The sequence below is a fragment of the Kitasatospora sp. NPDC085464 genome (genome assembly GCF_044541955.1).
Classification (GTDB): domain Bacteria; phylum Actinomycetota; class Actinomycetes; order Streptomycetales; family Streptomycetaceae; genus Kitasatospora.
This window is the reverse complement of sequence record NZ_JBITTM010000032.1, coordinates 24,445-41,378: the sequence shown is the minus strand read 5'-3', so window position 1 is coordinate 41,378 and position 16,934 is coordinate 24,445. Positions and strand designations below refer to the sequence as shown.

26 protein-coding genes and 9 tRNA genes are annotated in these 16,934 nt (G+C 70.4%); 33 read left to right on the top strand and 2 right to left on the bottom strand.

Features of this window, described 5'->3' with window-relative positions:
* The first annotated feature begins 242 nt into the window (after positions 1-242).
* The 30 genes from ACIGG8_RS27050 to ACIGG8_RS26905 all read left to right on the top strand — a co-directional run bounded on the left by ACIGG8_RS27050 (position 243) and on the right by ACIGG8_RS26905 (position 14,207).
* Entirely contained in the window at positions 243-827 is a 585-nt protein-coding gene (locus tag ACIGG8_RS27050) for a hypothetical protein (RefSeq protein ID WP_396551409.1), read from the top strand.
* A 64-nt stretch (positions 828-891) separates the two neighbouring features.
* Positions 892-1,317, top strand: a complete 426-nt coding sequence (locus ACIGG8_RS27045; protein WP_396551408.1) for a hypothetical protein — start codon at positions 892-894, stop codon at positions 1,315-1,317.
* A gap of 72 nt (positions 1,318-1,389) precedes the next feature.
* Positions 1,390-1,902 carry a hypothetical protein gene (locus tag ACIGG8_RS27040; protein ID WP_396551407.1) on the top strand — a complete coding sequence of 171 codons (513 nt, stop codon included), beginning with the start codon at positions 1,390-1,392 and terminating at the stop codon, positions 1,900-1,902.
* A 20-nt stretch (positions 1,903-1,922) separates the two neighbouring features.
* Positions 1,923-2,366 carry a hypothetical protein gene (locus ACIGG8_RS27035; protein ID WP_396551406.1) on the top strand — a complete coding sequence of 148 codons (444 nt, stop codon included), beginning with the start codon at positions 1,923-1,925 and terminating at the stop codon, positions 2,364-2,366.
* Complete coding sequence (locus ACIGG8_RS27030) at positions 2,347-2,793, top strand: DUF6283 family protein (protein ID WP_396551405.1); 447 nt, start codon at positions 2,347-2,349, stop codon at positions 2,791-2,793. Before ACIGG8_RS27035 ends, ACIGG8_RS27030 begins: the two co-directional genes overlap by 20 nt.
* Positions 2,790-3,269 (top strand): hypothetical protein, encoded by a 480-nt coding sequence (locus ACIGG8_RS27025; protein ID WP_396551404.1) that lies wholly within the window; start codon positions 2,790-2,792, stop codon positions 3,267-3,269. The genes ACIGG8_RS27030 and ACIGG8_RS27025 overlap by 4 nt, the downstream gene beginning before the upstream one ends.
* A gap of 199 nt (positions 3,270-3,468) precedes the next feature.
* A complete protein-coding gene (locus ACIGG8_RS27020; protein ID WP_396551403.1) occupies positions 3,469-3,693 on the top strand; it encodes a hypothetical protein in 225 nt (74 codons plus the stop codon).
* Between the two features lie 141 nt (positions 3,694-3,834).
* Positions 3,835-4,362, top strand: a complete 528-nt coding sequence (locus ACIGG8_RS27015; protein ID WP_396551402.1) for a hypothetical protein — start codon at positions 3,835-3,837, stop codon at positions 4,360-4,362.
* A gap of 237 nt (positions 4,363-4,599) precedes the next feature.
* On the top strand, positions 4,600-4,830 hold the full coding sequence (locus tag ACIGG8_RS27010; protein ID WP_396551401.1) for a hypothetical protein: 231 nt from the start codon (positions 4,600-4,602) through the stop codon (positions 4,828-4,830).
* Between the two features lie 136 nt (positions 4,831-4,966).
* Positions 4,967-7,393 carry a hypothetical protein gene (locus ACIGG8_RS27005; RefSeq protein ID WP_396551400.1) on the top strand — a complete coding sequence of 809 codons (2,427 nt, stop codon included), beginning with the start codon at positions 4,967-4,969 and terminating at the stop codon, positions 7,391-7,393.
* 175 nt (positions 7,394-7,568) lie between these two features.
* Positions 7,569-7,778, top strand: a complete 210-nt coding sequence (locus ACIGG8_RS27000; RefSeq protein WP_396551399.1) for a DNA-binding protein — start codon at positions 7,569-7,571, stop codon at positions 7,776-7,778.
* Positions 7,775-8,173: a hypothetical protein gene (locus tag ACIGG8_RS26995; protein ID WP_396551398.1), complete on the top strand. Its 399-nt coding sequence runs from the start codon at positions 7,775-7,777 to the stop codon at positions 8,171-8,173. Before ACIGG8_RS27000 ends, ACIGG8_RS26995 begins: the two co-directional genes overlap by 4 nt.
* A gap of 22 nt (positions 8,174-8,195) precedes the next feature.
* A complete protein-coding gene (locus tag ACIGG8_RS26990; protein ID WP_396551397.1) occupies positions 8,196-8,489 on the top strand; it encodes a hypothetical protein in 294 nt (97 codons plus the stop codon).
* A 10-nt stretch (positions 8,490-8,499) separates the two neighbouring features.
* The gene (locus tag ACIGG8_RS26985; protein WP_396551396.1) at positions 8,500-9,018 is read left to right on the top strand and encodes a hypothetical protein; all 519 of its coding nucleotides are present in this window, start codon (positions 8,500-8,502) and stop codon (positions 9,016-9,018) included.
* The gene (locus ACIGG8_RS26980) at positions 9,011-9,544 is read left to right on the top strand and encodes a hypothetical protein (protein ID WP_396551395.1); all 534 of its coding nucleotides are present in this window, start codon (positions 9,011-9,013) and stop codon (positions 9,542-9,544) included. The genes ACIGG8_RS26985 and ACIGG8_RS26980 overlap by 8 nt, the downstream gene beginning before the upstream one ends.
* Positions 9,545-9,622: 78 nt before the next feature.
* Positions 9,623-9,700 (top strand) — tRNA-Met (locus ACIGG8_RS26975).
* 81 nt (positions 9,701-9,781) lie between these two features.
* Positions 9,782-9,857: transfer RNA gene (locus tag ACIGG8_RS26970), tRNA-His, on the top strand.
* 1 nt (position 9,858) lies between these two features.
* Positions 9,859-9,931 (top strand) — tRNA-Leu (locus ACIGG8_RS26965).
* A gap of 5 nt (positions 9,932-9,936) precedes the next feature.
* Positions 9,937-10,011: transfer RNA gene (locus ACIGG8_RS26960), tRNA-Leu, on the top strand.
* Between the two features lies 1 nt (position 10,012).
* Positions 10,013-10,099, top strand: a tRNA-Ser gene (locus ACIGG8_RS26955).
* A gap of 51 nt (positions 10,100-10,150) precedes the next feature.
* Positions 10,151-10,237, top strand: a tRNA-Ser gene (locus tag ACIGG8_RS26950).
* Between the two features lies 1 nt (position 10,238).
* A tRNA-Trp gene (locus tag ACIGG8_RS26945) sits at positions 10,239-10,313 on the top strand.
* Positions 10,314-10,318: 5 nt separating this feature from the next.
* Positions 10,319-10,390: transfer RNA gene (locus ACIGG8_RS26940), tRNA-Gln, on the top strand.
* A gap of 4 nt (positions 10,391-10,394) precedes the next feature.
* Positions 10,395-10,467 (top strand) — tRNA-Leu (locus ACIGG8_RS26935).
* A gap of 74 nt (positions 10,468-10,541) precedes the next feature.
* A complete protein-coding gene (locus tag ACIGG8_RS26930; RefSeq protein ID WP_396551394.1) occupies positions 10,542-10,703 on the top strand; it encodes a hypothetical protein in 162 nt (53 codons plus the stop codon).
* A 183-nt stretch (positions 10,704-10,886) separates the two neighbouring features.
* A complete protein-coding gene (locus ACIGG8_RS26925) occupies positions 10,887-11,435 on the top strand; it encodes a hypothetical protein (RefSeq protein ID WP_396551393.1) in 549 nt (182 codons plus the stop codon).
* Positions 11,436-11,517: 82 nt separating this feature from the next.
* Positions 11,518-11,829 carry a hypothetical protein gene (locus tag ACIGG8_RS26920; protein WP_396551392.1) on the top strand — a complete coding sequence of 104 codons (312 nt, stop codon included), beginning with the start codon at positions 11,518-11,520 and terminating at the stop codon, positions 11,827-11,829.
* A gap of 126 nt (positions 11,830-11,955) precedes the next feature.
* Positions 11,956-12,411 (top strand): hypothetical protein, encoded by a 456-nt coding sequence (locus tag ACIGG8_RS26915; protein ID WP_396551391.1) that lies wholly within the window; start codon positions 11,956-11,958, stop codon positions 12,409-12,411.
* A gap of 112 nt (positions 12,412-12,523) precedes the next feature.
* The gene (locus ACIGG8_RS26910; RefSeq protein ID WP_396551390.1) at positions 12,524-13,093 is read left to right on the top strand and encodes a ParB N-terminal domain-containing protein; all 570 of its coding nucleotides are present in this window, start codon (positions 12,524-12,526) and stop codon (positions 13,091-13,093) included.
* A 10-nt stretch (positions 13,094-13,103) separates the two neighbouring features.
* Complete coding sequence (locus tag ACIGG8_RS26905) at positions 13,104-14,207, top strand: GNAT family N-acetyltransferase (RefSeq protein WP_396551389.1); 1,104 nt, start codon at positions 13,104-13,106, stop codon at positions 14,205-14,207.
* On the opposite strand, the gene ACIGG8_RS26900 is transcribed toward ACIGG8_RS26905, so the two are convergent.
* Both ACIGG8_RS26900 and ACIGG8_RS26895 read right to left on the bottom strand, forming a co-directional pair.
* Entirely contained in the window at positions 14,163-14,828 is a 666-nt protein-coding gene (locus tag ACIGG8_RS26900) for a hypothetical protein (protein ID WP_396551388.1), read from the bottom strand. The two genes, ACIGG8_RS26905 and ACIGG8_RS26900, sit on opposite strands and share 45 nt — an antisense overlap.
* On the bottom strand, positions 14,825-15,316 hold the full coding sequence (locus ACIGG8_RS26895; protein ID WP_396551387.1) for a hypothetical protein: 492 nt from the start codon (positions 15,314-15,316) through the stop codon (positions 14,825-14,827). The genes ACIGG8_RS26900 and ACIGG8_RS26895 overlap by 4 nt, the downstream gene beginning before the upstream one ends.
* A gap of 97 nt (positions 15,317-15,413) precedes the next feature.
* On the opposite strand from ACIGG8_RS26895, the gene ACIGG8_RS26890 reads away from it, so the two are divergent.
* From ACIGG8_RS26890 to ACIGG8_RS26880, 3 genes are all read left to right on the top strand, one after another.
* Positions 15,414-15,743: a hypothetical protein gene (locus ACIGG8_RS26890; protein ID WP_396551386.1), complete on the top strand. Its 330-nt coding sequence runs from the start codon at positions 15,414-15,416 to the stop codon at positions 15,741-15,743.
* 134 nt (positions 15,744-15,877) lie between these two features.
* A complete protein-coding gene (locus tag ACIGG8_RS26885; RefSeq protein ID WP_396551385.1) occupies positions 15,878-16,375 on the top strand; it encodes a hypothetical protein in 498 nt (165 codons plus the stop codon).
* Positions 16,376-16,425: 50 nt separating this feature from the next.
* Positions 16,426-16,932, top strand: coding sequence for an XF1762 family protein (locus ACIGG8_RS26880; RefSeq protein WP_396551384.1), 507 nt, complete (start codon positions 16,426-16,428; stop codon positions 16,930-16,932).
* Positions 16,933-16,934: the final 2 nt, after the last annotated feature.

The following is a 16,934-nucleotide window of genomic DNA, read 5'->3' as shown; positions in this document are numbered from 1 at the left end:
GGTGCCCTCATTCGCTTGTGCCGATGCGACCGCCTTTCGCATGGTCGCTGCAACGACTGTACGGCCCTGGTCCTCGTTGACGCCTGGGGTTTCCGCAGATGGGGGCCGGTGTGGGGCGGGTGTTGACGGTGCGTCGACTTGTGGAGTGGGAGCCTCGCGCTGTTCGAATTGATAAACTCAGGTCATCTAAATGAGCGATTCGGCTTCACGGTCGGGGCCGCCCGCGCGACAAGGAGTACCCCATGAGCACCCTCCTCCTGCCATACCGCCTCGGTGACCCGACGGACATCGAGTGCCACTACCCGGTCATCGTGTCCCCCGACACCACCGACCTGGTCCTCGGGCACGTCTTCCGCTTCCACCGCCCCTGGTACGCCGTCCCCAACGGGAAGGAGGAGTACTGCGTCGGCCGCCCGGACAAGGGCCAGCCGGGCCACGCGAAGGCCGCCGACCACCTGATCAAGGAGTACGTCGACGGGAACATCACCCCCATCCCCCTGACCGAACTCGTTCCACGGGTCTTTGAGCCGCTCGATGAGGTACCTCTTCTCCACCCCCGGCTGCCCGCCACCGACCGCAACATCGGCAGCGCCAAACAGGCGTTCGCCACCATCGAGGCCCAGTTCTGGCGCGCCCGCAGCGGCTTCCCCGGCAGCGACAACCACTGGTGGCTGGAGTGCATACTCCCCGGGTGCCCCGGCTGGTCCGGGCCGCGCTACCTGTCGCACATCCGTGGCCGCAACGGCGAGCCGCCCAGCACCTACCGCCACCCGGGCTGCCTGCCGCCGGAGCAGGTACGCAAGCTGATCGCCGCCTATCAGCAGTAGCCCGCACTGCCCGCCGGGCCCGGAACCGGGCCCGGCCCCACCTACTGCCCACAGGAGTCCCACCATGAGTCTGACCGACCGCCTGGACACCCTCACGGTGGAACGCGCGCTGCGCACCCTCGCCGACCTGCAGAACGCCTACGGGGTCCGCGAGCTCGACCGGGACGAGGTTCTGTCCGGCCCCCAGTACGCGGCGGCAGAGCGCATCGCGAAAGCTCTCGTCACCGAGCTGGAGGAGCTGGCCGACCGCACGGAGGAGGTCCGTACGGCCATGGACGTCGTGACCACCGGCTACCGGGTCGTGATCCGCTTCCGGGACGGCCGCGGCGTCCTTGTCCCGCGAGCCGAGGTGCTGACCGCTACCGACGTGCCCACCAAGGGCCTACTACTCGACGTGAACGACCTCCAGGACGGCGAGCACATCACCAACGTCCCCGCCCGCCAGGTGATCGGCGTGCACCTGGAGCGCCGACCGGCAGCGACCGGCTGACGGCCGCCTTTCCCCGCCTGCACCTCGAAAACCCACTCGCCGAACTCGGTCACAAGCCCGACAAGGAACCCCATGACACCCATCATCCGCTCCACCGTCCAACACCCCCTGCCCGCCCAGACGCGCGTCTTCCACAACGCGCAGGTCTGGGGACCCCGTGTCCCCGGCGGTACTGGTGTCGTCACCCAGGCGCAGCCTGGCGCCGCCGACACCACCGAGTACCACGTGCTCCAGCCCATGGACTTCTCCCGCCGCCCCGGCCTGGACAACCCCTTCGGGCGCACCAGCCGGTGGAACTCCACGCGCACCGTGCCGGTCTACCCGCAGTCGCCCAGTGCCGAGATCCTGGAGCAGCTCGACGCCAGCTACGACACGCTCACCGTCATCGGCCTCACTCCCGAGCACCGCGTCGCGATGTGCGCCTACCTCACCGCCCGTCACGCCGACGCCGTGACGGGCATCTGGTCCAAGCTCGACGCCGACGAGCACTACGACCGCTGGTACCGCTACGAGCCTTCCTTCCTCGTCGCCGGATACCAGGCCGCCCGCATCCGGCAACACCGCGAAGACGGCACCCTCTCGTGATCGACACCAGCCCGCCCCCGATGAGCGCAGCCGACCACGACGCCGTCGCCGCCGAGTGCCGGGCGCAGGCCGCCGCCTTCACCGCCCTCGCCGAGCATGTCGTGGGCGACCCTGTGCTGCAGCAGCGACTCGCCGCCGTCGGCGCCCAGCACCTCGCCTCCGGCCCGATCACCGCCGCCGCCCTGCGCGACGCCGCCCGGGCCGCGACCGATGACGCCCTGGTGCACGAGACGGCCGCCGAATGCCGCCGCCGCTCCCCAAGCCGCGCCCCGTGCGGCTGCTCGCACCGGGACAACCAGCACGCCTTCCACCTCACGGACGCCGGCGCCATCCCCTGCCGCTCCTGCGCCTGCCCCGACTACCGGCCGCACGCCCCGGGGGGCGCTTCTACACTCGGCCCGCTGCCGAGCACCGTGCCGAGCAGGATCCCGCCACAGGAAGAACGTGATCACCGTGAGGTCTGAGATCCGCCCGCCCGCGCCGTCCGCCTGTAGGACCTGCCCGTACCGCGGTGATGTCCCGTCAGGGGTCTGGGCAGAAGAGGAGTACGCCAAGCTCGAGCGGTACGACCGTCCGACGAGCGAGCAGCCCGCTGCCCTGTGGCTGTGCCATCAGACGGACAGCGACAGCGACAAGCGCCGCATGTGCGCCGGCTGGATCGGCTGCCACGGCGGGGCGAACCTCCTGGCATTGCGGATCGCCCTGATCGAGGGCCTGATCAGCGACGCCACCTTCCGCGAGGCAGTCGGGTACGAGTCCGCTGTGCCACTGTTCGGCTCCGGAGCCGAGGCGGCGACGCACGGCCGGGTCGACATCGAGTCGCCTGGCGCCGACGCCCGACGCGCGATCGAGAAGATCGTCAAGGTTCGGACCGGGATCCGGTTCGGATGACGAGCGATGGCAGGAAGCCGCGCAGCCAGCGCCTGAGCGCTCATAGCCGAGGACTGCGCATCAAGGCCGGTGACCTGGTGATGCAGAACTACCCGGAGCAGGAGGTCCACGCCACCGTCCAGCGCGTCTACGCCCGTGCCGGGCGGTTGGTCGCTGACCTGACCTGGCACTACACGGAAGCCGAGCGGGACGTGGAGGGAGAGGACCTGTTCCCCCTGGTCACGGTGACCCGCGAACATCTGGACGCGGCGGTGAGGCCGATTCGCCTTGCCGCGGGGGAGCACCAGGGTTGGATCAAGCAGGCCGTCGTGACCCGCTGGGCGGGGCACTTTCGGGTCACCTGCTCGTGCAAGGACGGACTCGAGGTCTGCCGGACGGGCCGCCAGGCCGGCTGGAGCAGCACGCTGGATGGCGCCCGGGCGCTCTGGGCCTGGCACACCGCGGGAGAGATAGGCGTGGCACCGCCACCGACGTGAGTGTCTATTTTTTTCCTTGATGCTTTAACGCCTAGGCGCTAACATTGTCCATGTCGGAACGCGCCCGGCGCCCCGCCGGAGAGAACGGACGGACGAACATGACGAGCACCGATCAGCTCAGCACGCTACGCATCCCCAGAGTCGAAGGCGGCGACGCCAACCCGCTCGGCACTCGGCACTCGGAAGCTCGGCGACTGTCATGAAGGCCCTAGTAGCCCTGCTCCTGGCAGCCGCAGCCGGGATCGGCGCAGGCCTGATTACCGCTCAGGTGGCGGCCAGCCACCCGCAGTCGCAGGAGTCCTCCGTCACCACCTTCAACGACGGCTTCTCGGACTCCAAGAGCGACGACTGCCAACAGGGCTTCCAGCCCGCCTGCGACTGGCTGGCCGAAACGAAGCCGACCCCCGGCACTCCGAGAGGCTGACCCTGTGGATGCCGAAGAACCCAACCCCCCGTGCCCCCAGTGCGGCGAGACCGAGACGGAGCGCTGGCACGATCCCGAAGGCTCCGGCTGGGCTTGTCGCAACCTTCAGTGCCAGTGGTTCGGGGTCGACGGGGCGATGGAGTGAGCCCCCTCCCCAGGCCCCCGTGGCGGGAAGCCCAGACCACCGGCCCCTGCACCGATCAGTGCCAGGACGTCCCGCACTGGCCGGACGACCCTCTGTTCCAGGCCGTCCGCGCCCAGCACCGGCTCACCCTCGACCCCGTCGGCCCCCTGTACGTCGGCATGTGCTCCTGCGGCGGCCTCATCACCCCGCAGTGGGACAGCAACGCGATCAGCGAGGCGTACGACCAGCACGCCGCCGTCGTCCAGCACGAGCTGCGCCACCTCGACCCCGTCGACCGGCTGGACGAACTCGGCACCACCGAGATCCGCACCGCACTGGCCGAGGCCGCCTCCGGCCTGCCCGCCGACCACCCCGTACGGCAGCTCTGGGAGCGGCTCGATCAGATCCTCACCGACGGCGGAGCCGAGTGCCTGCCCGACCCCTGGGATCACGGACACGAGAACGTGCCCGCCTGCGCCGGCCACGCCGACCCCGCAGAGGCCGCCGTGTGCGACGGCTTCTGCGCCACCCGCTCCGGCCGATGACAGCACCGCCCTGGCTGCCCCTGCACCTCCCGGTGCCGGCGGCAGTCGGGGCGTCCGGTTGCCCGGGCGCTCTGGGCGTGGCACGCCGCGGGGGAGATCGGCGCAGCGCCTCCCGCGTAGGCCGGGGCAGGCCCCTGAGTGGATGCAAGTTTTTTGATTGACGAATTAGCGCCTAGGCGCTAACTTTGTCCATGTCCGAGTCGCACCAAGCGACCCCCGACGAACGAAGGCGCCCCGATGTCCGACATCCGCTACCCCAACTGCGCGGTCCCGCTGACCGGCACCGACGGCAACGCGTACTCGATCCTCGGCACCGTCCGGGCCCACCTGCGCCGCCACCTGAGCACCAACGGCATCGGCAACCCCGAGCGGTCGCAGATCATCGCCGAGTTCACCAACGCCCTCACCAGCAGCGACAGCTACCAGGAAGCCCTCAACGTCGTGCACGACTGGGTCGCCGTCGAGTAGCCGGCCCGGGCGCCGCGCGGGCTCCCGTGCGGCGCCCGGGCCGACGGGAGAGCCCGGACTGTCAGTGACGCCTGAGAAACACTCAACGTGTGCGAGGTGGCCGTGGCCCGCACCAAGAACGAGGAGCAACAACCCCATGGAGCAGACCGACCTGGCGCAGCGCGGCGCAAAGGTCGCCCGACTCGCCGCCGAGTTCGGCGCAGCAGCAGCCAAGGCCGACATCGGCCTGTTCACCAGCACCGTCGAAGCAGCGGTCCGCGACGAACTGCACCCCGAAGTGCTGGCCGCGATGCTTGCCGCAGTCCTGAAGTCCGCCCCGCCCGAGTACCGCAACGTCCACGGCATCGCTGACATCCGACGCCTCGGACAAGTCACCGGGCCCAGCGAGTTCGCCATCGCGATGATCGACCGTGGCGGCACCATCGACGAAGCCTGGGAGCTCTACCCCAACGTGCGCGAGGCCGCCGACCTCCTCCAGGACGCTGCGACCCGCCTTCACGCCTCCGGCACCGGTGAGAGCGCGATCCGCATCCTGCACGAAGGCCTCGAAGCCGACGAGGACCTGGTGGTACCCGCCCTCCAGCTCGCCTCCGAATGCCTGGCCCTCGCCACCGGTGCAGCGAAGCGGCCGCGCAAACTCGCCCACGACGAACTCCAGGCAGTGCTGTGCGACCGGCTGACCGACGCCGCGTTCCGCCACCAGCCATTCGAGATCGCCCAGACCATCAACGAGGTGATGAAGGCCGACCTCGGCGTCGGCGTCGTCTTCGGCCTGCTTGACGCCCTGCACCACCGCATGCCGACGAAGACCCCGCGCCGACCGGACGGTGCACTGGACGTCATCGACCTCACCCACACCGACGACGCGGACACCTACACCGCCCGTCTGACCGAACTCGGCTACACGCCCGACGTAGCGCAGCGGATGTACCCGGGCGCAGCGAAGGCCGCGTTCCACCTGCAGCGCTGCGCCGTGCACCTGGCGGCCGGCCGGCCACAGGTGGTGAAGGACCGGCTCGCGGCGGCATTCGAGCAGAGCCAGAACCTGATCGTCCCGGCCTGCCATCTGGTGGCGCATATGGGCGCCAGGATGGCCGAGCTCCTGTCAGAAGGCGGTGAGCTACTGCGCCCCAGCAGGGCCGCGGGGCTCGTGTTCCGCCCCGGAGGGCCGGAGGCGATCCGCTCCGAGACCCGTATGGGTCCGCTGCCATCCTGGCCCGGCCCGCCCGTGGACAGCGGTGAGGTCGTGGAAGACGAGTTCGGGACGCTACCGGTGGTCGCCGATGTCGCTGGGAGCGCGCCGTGGTGGAACGCCCCGGCTGCCGACCACGTCCCGCGCTGGCGAGACCGGATGACCGAGATGCTGAGCCTGCCCACCGTCGCACAGGAGACGGCCAGGATGATCGAGAACGGGCGAGGCACGATCGGGCCGGCGATCAACGACACCCAGCGTGCCGTGCGGGTGCTGGCCGTCCAGGAAGAAGAGCGGCTGTCGAAGGGGCGGGTCTGGTTCGTCGGTCCCCGAGTGACCGCCCGCGCCCGAGCAGCGGCCACGACAGCACTCGACAAGCCGCTGTCCTTCGACCGGCTGCCCTCCCGCAGCGGCCTCGTTGTGTTCTCCGGCCCGCTGGGGGCGTACTACTCGAAGGAATGGGACCACTGCACCCACCACCCGGTGATCCCGGTCGTCGCAGTCTCCTGGGGCCCGTTCAAGGGCGGCTGGGCGAAGGACACGGTGCCGACGCCGGAACGCGACGAACAGTGGTGGTACAAGCGCAACGCCGGAGTCAGCGACGAGGAAGCCGCGGAGGTCTTCGGCGAGGCCGGGCGCCTGGAGCTGGTCGACGGGCGCACGATCCCGGTCGGGCTGTTCCGGCCCGAGCGCGACGAGGACGGCAAGTTCCAGGAGTGGCTGTGGTTCACATTCTGGGTGCCGACGGGAGCGCTACTCAAGTCGCTGCCCGAGGGCGCGCAGGTCAGCCCGGACCGCAAGCTGTGGGCGCCGGCGGCCGAGCTGCGCGCCTTCCGCGAGCACGACTCGCCGCTGGAGTGGGAAGACGAACTGCTGCTGCGGATGGGCCAGCAGCTGGCGACCGCCCCAGAGGCCGGCTCACGACTGGCCTGGGCGCGGGGCGCTATCGAGGCACTCGCGATCTTGAAGATGCTGCTCGACAAGGTAGCCGACCTGGACGGACAGCCGATCGTCGGCCGGGAGATCGAGGTCCCCCGCCGCGAGCGGCCCGTGAAGCAGGGCAAGGGCAAGACGAAGCGGGTCCGCACGGTGGACCGCGTGACCGTCGTGGACCTGGAGGAGCCGAAACCGCTGGTCCCCTCGCAGCGCGCAGCGGAGGACGAGAAGTCGGGCCGGACGTGGACGCCGCAGTACGGGCGCGAGGTGGAAGAGCGCACCCGGCAGAACCACTGCCGAACCCCGCGTCAGCACCGTGCGCTCGTGGAGGAGCTGGGGGAGTGCCCGAACCACGGGCCCGTGACCGTGCGGGCACACCGCTGGGGCAAGAACCTGCCGCTGCGGCCAGTGAACACGGTGGGCAGGACCAGCTGAGACCCGGGCCGCGAGCCCCGGGCCTTTCCGAAAGAATCTTCGGAAAGGGGGTTGACATCCAGTCAGACCGAATCCAGTATTTGGTCTACTGGAACTTCTGCACCACGAAGGGCCGCCCCGTGAAACCGCCGGGGCGGCCCTTCGTGCTTCCACCACCCCGCGAAGGGAGGTCCCTTTGCCCACTGCCCCTGCCGCCCCCGTGCTCGTCACCGGAGCCGACGCCGCCCACCTCGTGAAGCGCCCCATCGGCACCGTCCGCCGCTGGGCATCCGAGGGCCGCATCACCAGCTATGACGGCCTCTACGACTGGCGCGAGCTGCAGCCCGTCGCCCGCGGCGAGATCGCCGCACCCCCGCTCAAGACCGCCGTCCCGGTCGCGGCGTGACGGGCATCGCCGCGTACGACCTCGTCGTGCCCACCAGCTCGCTGCTCATCACCCCCCGGATCTGCCCCTGCGGCGCTGAGCTGCCCTCACTCGCCGCCGGCGCGACGCCGTTCCGCCGCCACCTGCCGGATCCGCACGCCGACTGCTACGCCCAGGCCCAGGCCCGGCTCGCCGAGAAGGTCGCCGCCGACACCGATCAGGCGGCCACCCAGTGGCAGCAGCTCCGGCAGCAGCACCAGGACAATCCCGCAGCCGTCGCCGTGCTCGACCTCCACCGCCCCGAGGCCGGCCGACACCAGCCCGCCTGCTCCCACTGCGAGCAGTACGACGGCCTGGAAGGCGCCGAGCCCGCGCCCTGGCCCTGCCTGACCTACCAGGCCGTCCAGCACACCTGACACACCGGAAGGAGGCGCCCCGGTGCATCCTTCCCCGTCGACCGGCCGCGTCGTTCACTACCGTCTCTCCGTCGAAGACCTGCACCGCCACCGTGCCCAGGAGCCCGCGCACAGGCCGCTCCCCGAGACTGCCTCGCACAGCATCGGCGACGTCCTGCCCGCGATCGTCGTCCGGGCCGAAGGCAACACCGTCAACCTCCAGGTGTTCCTCGACGGACCCGGCACCCTCTGGCTCCCCAACCGCGAGCACGGTCACGAACCCGGCCACTGGCACTGGCCCCCCATCGTCCCCGCGACCACCGCCGGCCGGAACTGAAGGAGGCAGCATGATCCAGCAGCAGCCCCGCCCGGGCGACATCGGCCTGACCTCCATCCTCGGCCCGGTCGGCAGCCTCATCCGAGCCGGCCAGTGGCTCACCGGCTCCGGCTTCTCCCGCTTCGAGCACGCCTTCGTCGTCGTCGGCCCGGGCGAGAACGGCGACCTCGAACTGATCGAAGCGCAGCCCGGCGGAGCCGTCCTGCGACCGCTCACCGAGTACGCGGACCGCGATGTCGTCTACGTCTCCCCGCCGCTGACGGACGACCAGCGCGAGAAGATCGCCGCCGCCGCCCGCAGCCTCCGCGGTACCCCGTACAGCGCGCTCGACTACGCCGCCCTCGCCGCGCACCGCTTCCACATCCCGGCGCCCGGCCTGCGCCGGTACATCTCCGACAGCGGTCACATGATCTGCAGCCAGCTCGCGGACGAGGCCTACCGGCGCGCCGGCGTCGAGCTGTTCAACGACGGCCGCTGGCCCGGTTACGTCACCCCCGGCGATCTGTGGAACCTGCTGCGCCATGGCTGACGGTCACGTGCACGATCTGTGGCTCCTGCCGCAGGTTGACCTGATGATCGAGTTCGTGGCGCCCTGCTGCGGGAAGTTCCTCATGACGGGCCTTCCGGCGGGTTGGGTCGCCTACCCCTGGCACGAAGTGGTGGCCAAGGTCGCTCACGACCTCGGGGGCCGGTACCGAGGAACGTGGGGCCAGTACCGCGAGACCGATCCGCGAGGCGCGGGCCGTGCCAACCTCCTCGAGGCCGAGCGGCACTCCCCGGAACGGTCCCACGGCAGTCCGACCGACGAGACCGCGTTCCTGCGAGGCGGCCCCTTCGACGGCGAGCTGGAGCCCTTCCCGCAGACGCTGCTGGACGACGTGTGCCCGCGTCTGATCCGAACGCTGCCGCCCCAGCTGCTGCCCCCGGACCCCGACCTGGCCAAGCCCCCGCAGCGCGTACCGCGGGCCGTCTACCAAGCCCTGCGGGATGACCACGGGTTCTTCTCACGTGACGACCAGGGCCGGATCCGGTTCGACTTCTGGGGGTTTCAGTGAATCTCCCTACTGCCGAGCACCAGGCAGGTCACCGAAAATCCGTGGCCATCCACCTACCCGGTCCATACGCTCATTCACAGCACCGTAGAGCAGCTCGGTCAGCTCGGCGGCCTCATAAGCCGCAGGTCGCGGGTTCGAATCCCGCCGGTGCGACCACGCGTTGAGTGCTGGGACACAAGCGGGGCTGTAACCCCTGCGCCTTCGGGCTCGCGAGGTTCGATTCCTCGGCAGCGCACTGTGATCGTAGCTCAACGGCTAGAGCACCGCGTTGTGGTCGCGGATGTTGCGGGTTCGAATCCCGCCGATCACCCCAAGGCGTCGTACCCCAACGGCAGAGGGACCCGGTTCAGGACCGGTTCAGTGTGCGTTCGAATCGCACCGACGCTACGCAAGGCGCTGTAGCCCAACCAGGCAGAGGCGGCGGTCTGAGGGGCCGCAGGTTGCAGGTTCGAGTCCTGCCAGCGTCACGGAGGATTGGCCGAGCGGGAAGGCAGCGGCTTGCTAAGCCGTCGTCGGGGGTGACACCCCGCGCAGGTTCGATCCCTGCATCCTCCGCCGGCTTCCACAACCACCGGCCCGTCAGGGCACGGCCGTTGGAAGCCCCCTGGAAGGTCCGGCATGTGGCGTGCCAAGCGCTCTCGAAAAGCGTGGCGGGTGACACCGCGGCGAGTTCAACTCTCGCACCTTCCGCCAAGCGGTCGTAGCTCAGGCTGGCCAGAGCATCCGGCTCCAACCCGGAGTGCCGCAGGTTCGAATCCTGCCGACCGTGCTCGATCCCCGCTGGTGTAACCGGCAGCACAGCAGGCTCTGGACCTGCGAGTCGAGGTTCGAATCCTCGGTGGGGAGCCCAGGCCAGACGAGTACGACTGGCTGACCTCGCCCGGTCAAACCGGGCGGCCCGCGGGTTCGACTCCCGCCGGCCATCTGTTTCCCCGGGAAACACCCCGGCACCCGCACGGCCACCTCCTGCCCAGCGAGACGAGAGCGAGGGCCCTGCATGCGGCTCACCGCGACCCGTGGCGAGAACACCGTCACCATCGAGATCGACGGCGCCGACCCGAAGCTCCTGAAACAGGCCGAAGAGGCCGCCCGCAGGCTGCTCGGCGACAGCGCTCCCAAGCCGCCGAAGCTGAAGATCGGCTTTGCCGCACCCGAGTGACCGTCAGGCCAGGCCTCGCCGCCACCATCCGACCGAGCCCACTTGACGTCGGACACCCACAAGCAGGCCCCGCGCGGACGCAACCGATCCGGCGGGGCCTTTGACGTCGGCCGCCGTGACTGAGGGGTCCACGGCGGCCGACCCCTTCCGACGCAGGCCCCTCCCGAACGAAGGACCCCTCACATGACCACCACGTACACCGGCAAGGTCGTCCTGGTCGAGCGCGCCAACCCGGACGAGAAGCACTCCGCGTACAACGACGGCCAGTACCTGATCTACGCCGAGACCGGTTCGCAGCTGTTCGGTCACCGCCTGGACGGCGCCTACGGTGGCTTCGGTGTCTACGCCCTGAGCGGCCGCGGCGGCATCGGCGGCATTCCGCTGGCCGGTGAGGCCGCGTACCGCGTCGTAGCCGTCGACAACGCGGAGCACTGGATGCTCGACGCGCTGGACAGCGCCGACGAGGAGATCCGCTCCGTCCGCTCCGGCGAGCGCAAGGCTGAATGGATCAGCGGCGTCTACGAGAGCGCGGAGAACCGCTCCCGCCAGCTCCGGAAGACGCTGGAGAAGGCCCTGGCCGAGCCCGAGCCCGAGGAGCCGGAGGCCGAGGACGAGCCGCTGGCAGTCGAAGAGCGCGCCAGCACGGCGCTGTTCTTCGCGTCGATCCCCCTGCCGCCCACCGTGCGGATCACCGTCCCGGCCGGCGTCCAGGTCCTGGTGACCACGGAGTAGACCCCGCCTCCAGCCTTCACAGACCTCCCACCCCTGCGGGTGCGGAGGTTTTCGCATTCCCGCCACCGACCTGGGAGCCCCCTTGGACACCGACCCGGCCGTCGACACCACCACTGCCACCCTGTCCCGCGCCGAGCGCCGCCGCCGACGCCGTGAGGATCGCGCCGCTGCCGTGCACCGCGACCCGCAGCCCACCCGCAACCGCCGCCAGCGCCGCGACCTGTTCGGCCCGCCCCCGGCCGTCCACGCCACGCACCGGCTGCCGCGCCGCCCGAGGAACGTCCTGGGCGCCGTCACCCCGACCTCCGGCCAGGCCCGCGTCGACGCCAAGCGCCTGGACCGCGCCGTGTTCTGGGCCAACGCCTACTCCAACGGCCGTCTCCTGGCCGTCTGACCGGTCGCCCCACGACCCCGTAGACGGCCCGCGTCCGGCGGCGCGCGTGGACACCCACACCCGCAAGGAAGTCCACCCCGCCGGACGCGGGCGACCAACACCCACCCACCATCGTGAGGAACCACCATGTCCGTTCTCGACGCGCTCCACGACGCCATCGACAAGCTGGAGGACGAGGGGCACAGCCTCTCCGGCCACCTGCGCACCATCGCCGAGCACATCAAGGCCGACCTGCTCGGCGCCGGCAAGAACGAGGCCACCACGCTGGAGACCCTGGTCCACTCCCTGGCCTCCGCCCTGTCGCCGGTCCTGGACGCCGCGAAGGCCGACACCATCGCCCAGACCAAGTCGCTGTTCGCCGACGCCCTGGCCGCGGCCGAGCCGGTCCTCAAGACCGGCACCACCGAGGCGCACCAGGCACTCTCGGACCTCGTGACCGCCCTCAAGAACGTCCTGGGCGACGCCCCGGACCCGGCCCCCACCGCGCCGACCACCCCGGACCAGGATCCGGCGGCGGTGGACCCGGCCGCCGCGACCACGAGCCCGACCACCCCGGAGACCGCGGCCACCGCCGCGCCGTAACCCCCCGACCGCCACGACGGCCGCCGCCGAGCTTCCCGGCTACGGCTCCGGTCCGGACGCGCCCGCGCTGGCGGCCGTCGTGGCACCCCACCCCCAGAGAGGAGGGAGCGCCATGGCCGTCGAGTACGTAGAGACCCGCGCTGTTCCCCTGCGAGACCTGAGTCCGTACCCCGGCAACGCCAAGCGCGGCGATGTCCCCGCGATCCAGCAGTCGCTGCGCAAGACCGGCCAGTACCGCTCCCTCGTCGTCCGCGACACCGGCAGCGCCCTGATCGTCCTGGCCGGCAACCACACGCTCCAGGCTCTCAAGGCCAACGGCGAGAAAACCGCCCGCTGTGAGGTCATCACCTGCACCGACGCCGACGCGCGCCGCATCAACCTCGCCGACAACCGGCTCTCCGAGCTCGGCACGTTCGATGACGACGCCCTCGCCGAACTCCTGCAAGCCATGGCCGACGACGGCGGCCTGGACGGCACCGGCTACACCACCGCCGACCTCGACCAGCTCCTCGCCGACGACGACGCGGCCACCTCCGCCGCGATCGAAGGCGACGCCGACCAGGGCGACGACGACCACGGCCTGTGGGGCGTCATCGTGACGTGCGCCAACGAGGACGAGCAGGTCGAGCTTCTCGACCGCCTCAGCGCCGAAGGCCGGCACGTCCGAGCCCTCATCACCTGACGGAGCCCTCATGCGCGCCCACATCGAAGTCTCGACCCCGATCCACTCCAGCGCCCGGGTCCTCCAGGCCAGCGGCCTGTTCGACGTCCCCGTGGAGCAGAAGACCACACTCTCCTGGGATGCCGACCTGCCCCTGGAAGACAAGGACTGGAACGTCGGCCTGATCGTCGGCCCGTCCGGGTCCGGCAAGTCGACCCTCGCCCGGCACCTGTGGCCGGAGCAGCTCGCCACCACCTACGACTGGTCGGCCGACCGCAGCCTGCTGGACGACTTCCCGGCCAAGATGAGCGTGCGGCAGATCGTCGCGCTCCTCAACGCCGTCGGCCTGTCCTCCCCGCCGGCCTGGCTGCGCCCCCACCACACCCTGTCCAACGGCGAAGCCTTCCGCGCGACGATCGCCCGGGCCCTGGCCGAGACCGACGACGCCGACACCGTCGTCATCGATGAGTTCACCTCCGTCGTGGACCGGCAGGTCGCCAAGGTCGCCTCGCACACGGTGCAGAAGACGGTCCGCCGCCAGAAGCGCCAGTTGGTCGCCGTCACCTGCCACTACGACGTGGAGGACTGGCTGCAGCCCGACTGGGTGTACGACGTCGCGGCCGGCACTTTCGCGTGGAGGCAGGTTCAACCCCACCCCGCGCTTGAGCTCCGGATTCACCGCGTGGACCGAGCCGTCTGGCCCACCTTCAGCCGTCATCACTATCTGAGCGCCGACCTCGCGAAGTCCGCTCAGTGCTTCGGCGGCTGGATCGACGGGCAGTTGGTCGCGTTCACCTCGTACATCCACCTGCCGCACTCCAGGATCCGGGACATGAAGATGGCCCACCGCACGGTCGTCCTGCCGGACTTCCAGGGCCTGGGCATCGCCGGGAAGATGGTCGAGTTCGTCGGTCAGTCACTGCACGAGCAGGGCTACCGGTTCCGGCGCGTCATCGCGCACCCGGCCGTCATCGCCTACTGCCTGCGCTCACCGCGGTGGCGTGAGAACGAGAAGCCCGGCGGCCGCAGCAACCTGCGCTCGCGCAGTGTGTCGCCCGCCTTGCGCGCCCGGTTCGCTGACCCCCGCCGCCTACTGACCCGCTCCTTCGAGTACCAGCCGCCGGCCAAGCGCTGACCCGGCGAACGCGTCCCTCCAGGTGTCGGGAGCCCGGAACATGCCCAGCTTCCCCTGGCACATGACGAGCTGGTCGGCGGCTATCGGCTGGGTGAGCTCCCAGTGCCACATGCCCGGCACGGCCCACGACGAGGCCGAGTCCTGCGTGCTGCCGGTGACCGTGACCGCTCCGACGATGTGCCCGTAGCGCCGGGCTTCGGCCGGCACGTCGATGCCGCGGGCCTTCAGCGCGGCTTCGCCCGCGTCTGCCCATCGGCGGCCTGCGTGGATCAGCAACGTGCCGCGCAGGCGAGTGAGCCGACTGCGGTTCTCGATGTCCTTCCCCGCGTGGATGATCGCCCAGGCCCACGGCTGTCGGACCGTCAGTACCATGGGCGAGGCCTGGGCCGAGGCAGTCGGGACGCGCTCGCCCAGGAGTAGCCTCAGCCGGTGGGGCTCGAAGCGGTCGAGCCGGATCCGAGTTGCGCGCTGAGGAAGAGCCACGACAGCGTTCTGCGGCGTCACCGCGACCGGCTGAAGCGTCGCGTGCGTCGCGTCCACCGCGTCGACCCGCAGGCGGCGGCCGCCCGACCGGCTGCTGACGTCCTGCCAGACCTGACCGACCTCGACGAGGACGTTCACTGGGACACGTCCTTGCGCTTGCGGCCGCCGCCGGCCCCGCGGCCCGGGCGCTGGTAGTTGCGGATCACATCGGCTGGCCACGTCGGAGTACGGCTGACCATCGTCGCCTCCGGCAAGACACCGGGCCGAATGCGGTACTTGCGAACCGACTCCACACTGATGCCCCAGTACGTGGCGACATCCTGCATCGTCCAGGTGTCCTTGCGGTTGAGCTCCTCCAGTTGCCTCTCACGTTCGGTGTCCGGCGCCTGCTCCTGCGCCCCCGGGCGCGGATGGTTGCGGATCGTGTCCGGCTCCCACACCGGCGCCCGGTTGATCGTGTCGTCCGGATCCGGCAGGAAGCCGGCGCGCGTGAAGCGGTAGGTGCGTACCGACTTCGGCTTCATGTCCCAGTACACGGCGATGTCGTCGTACGTCCAGTACGGCTTGGTGTTCAGCTGCTCGAGCAGCTCTGCTCGTTCGTCGTCGGGCTTGTCTGCAGCGCTCATACCGACAGTGTAGCGCCGACATAGACAAAGTTACGGTGTGCACTCTCGACAGTCCATGCCACATGGACATTGTTTCTGCCTAGAGATCGGGGGACCCATGCCTGCTGCCAGCGACAACAACCACCAGCGGGCCGTCACCGCTCTCAACCTGAAGCTTGCCGGCGTCGACTGGGACACCATCGCGGACCGGCTCGGCTTCACCGACCCCGTCGACGCGATCGAAGCCGCTCAGGAAGTCGCCGCCACCCACTACGACGGACAGAGCATCGACCCCGCCCTGATCCTCGAGGTCCTGCGCCTGGACAAGCTGCACACCGTCGCCTGGAAGGAAGCCCTCAAGGGCGACCTCAACGCCGCCCGCCTGGCCCTCGACATCGGCGACCGCCGCCAGCGCCTGCTCCGCGTGAACCAGAGGAGCCGGGATTGAGTAGGACCCGAAGTCAGTACCGGGAGACCGGCGAGTGGACCCAGAACCGCCGCCCCCCGGACCAGTGGGATTTCCCCCGCTGCGGGGCGCGCCTGCGCGGTGACCCGTCCCGTACCTGCGGCCAGAAGGCCGGCATGGGCACCGACCACGCCGGGTTCGGCCCCTGCAAGTACCACGGTGGCAACACGGCGGCGCACCGGATGCGCGCCGCCAGCGAGATGGCCGAGCACCAGGCCAACCAGATGCTCGCCGACATGCGCGTGCAGGCCGTCGAAGACCCCTTCGCCGCGCTCGGCAAGCTCGCCGGTCAGGCCCTGGCCTGGCAGGAAGCCCTCGGGAAGATCGTCAACCGGCTTCAAGACCGCCTCCGGTACGAAGGCGCCGGCGGCGCCGAGCAGCTGCGCGCCGAGGTCGCGTTGTACGAGCGGGCCATGGACCGAGCCGCGGCGATCCTCGCGCGCATTGCCCAGCTCGGCATCGAAGACCGAATGGCCCGGATCACTGAGCGGCAGGCCGAACTCGTCCTGTCCGCCCTCGAAGCCGCGCTCTCCCACGCCGGGGTTACCGGCACCGACGCGGCCGAAGCCCGAGCCGTTGCCGCCCGACATCTCCGCGCCGTACCGGCGGTCTGACTCGTGCGCCTTCGGCGCCCCCACGCTGGGAACCCGCAGGGGGTGGTCGAATGTCTGGCCTCGCTCAACGACGCCTGCGGATCCGCCCCCTGAGCTTCGCAGCAGCGTGTGCGTTCGTCGCCGACCACCACCGCCATCACGCGCCACCGCAGGGTCACAAGTTCTCCCTCGCTGTCGTCGCCGAGCCTGACGAACAGGTCGTCGGCGTCGCGATCATCGGGCGACCGTTGGCCCGGATGCTGGACGACGGCCTGACCCTGGAGGTCACACGCCTGGCTACCGACGGGACCGCGAACGCCTGCTCTGCGCTCTACGGCGCAGCGTGGCGGACCGCCCGGGCTGCAGGTTACGAGCGGGTGGTGACCTACACCCAGGAAGCGGAGAGCGGAACGAGTCTGCGCGCCGCTGGCTGGCGGCTGGTTGCTCGCCGCCGCCCACGCCCCGGCTGGAACACGCCCAGCCGACCACGACAGCGGCTCGGCACCGAGAACACGGGCCGACTGATGTGGGAGATCACCACCCAACGTGCCCTGCCTCTGCCCGAGGCGGCCATCTGACG

Coding starts and splice junctions, on each gene's coding strand:
- ACIGG8_RS27050 (WP_396551409.1), top strand. CDS start 243: ATGAGCACCCTCCTCCTGCCATACCGCCTCGGTGACCCGACGGACATC.
- ACIGG8_RS27045 (WP_396551408.1), top strand. CDS start 892: ATGAGTCTGACCGACCGCCTGGACACCCTCACGGTGGAACGCGCGCTG.
- ACIGG8_RS27040 (WP_396551407.1), top strand. CDS start 1,390: ATGACACCCATCATCCGCTCCACCGTCCAACACCCCCTGCCCGCCCAG.
- ACIGG8_RS27035 (WP_396551406.1), top strand. CDS start 1,923: ATGAGCGCAGCCGACCACGACGCCGTCGCCGCCGAGTGCCGGGCGCAG.
- ACIGG8_RS27025 (WP_396551404.1), top strand. CDS start 2,790: ATGACGAGCGATGGCAGGAAGCCGCGCAGCCAGCGCCTGAGCGCTCAT.
- ACIGG8_RS27020 (WP_396551403.1), top strand. CDS start 3,469: ATGAAGGCCCTAGTAGCCCTGCTCCTGGCAGCCGCAGCCGGGATCGGC.
- ACIGG8_RS27010 (WP_396551401.1), top strand. CDS start 4,600: ATGTCCGACATCCGCTACCCCAACTGCGCGGTCCCGCTGACCGGCACC.
- ACIGG8_RS27005 (WP_396551400.1), top strand. CDS start 4,967: ATGGAGCAGACCGACCTGGCGCAGCGCGGCGCAAAGGTCGCCCGACTC.
- ACIGG8_RS26985 (WP_396551396.1), top strand. CDS start 8,500: ATGATCCAGCAGCAGCCCCGCCCGGGCGACATCGGCCTGACCTCCATC.
- ACIGG8_RS26980 (WP_396551395.1), top strand. CDS start 9,011: ATGGCTGACGGTCACGTGCACGATCTGTGGCTCCTGCCGCAGGTTGAC.
- ACIGG8_RS26930 (WP_396551394.1), top strand. CDS start 10,542: ATGCGGCTCACCGCGACCCGTGGCGAGAACACCGTCACCATCGAGATC.
- ACIGG8_RS26925 (WP_396551393.1), top strand. CDS start 10,887: ATGACCACCACGTACACCGGCAAGGTCGTCCTGGTCGAGCGCGCCAAC.
- ACIGG8_RS26915 (WP_396551391.1), top strand. CDS start 11,956: ATGTCCGTTCTCGACGCGCTCCACGACGCCATCGACAAGCTGGAGGAC.
- ACIGG8_RS26910 (WP_396551390.1), top strand. CDS start 12,524: ATGGCCGTCGAGTACGTAGAGACCCGCGCTGTTCCCCTGCGAGACCTG.
- ACIGG8_RS26905 (WP_396551389.1), top strand. CDS start 13,104: ATGCGCGCCCACATCGAAGTCTCGACCCCGATCCACTCCAGCGCCCGG.
- ACIGG8_RS26895 (WP_396551387.1), bottom strand. CDS start 15,316: ATGAGCGCTGCAGACAAGCCCGACGACGAACGAGCAGAGCTGCTCGAG.
- ACIGG8_RS26890 (WP_396551386.1), top strand. CDS start 15,414: ATGCCTGCTGCCAGCGACAACAACCACCAGCGGGCCGTCACCGCTCTC.
- ACIGG8_RS26885 (WP_396551385.1), top strand. CDS start 15,878: ATGGGCACCGACCACGCCGGGTTCGGCCCCTGCAAGTACCACGGTGGC.
- ACIGG8_RS26880 (WP_396551384.1), top strand. CDS start 16,426: ATGTCTGGCCTCGCTCAACGACGCCTGCGGATCCGCCCCCTGAGCTTC.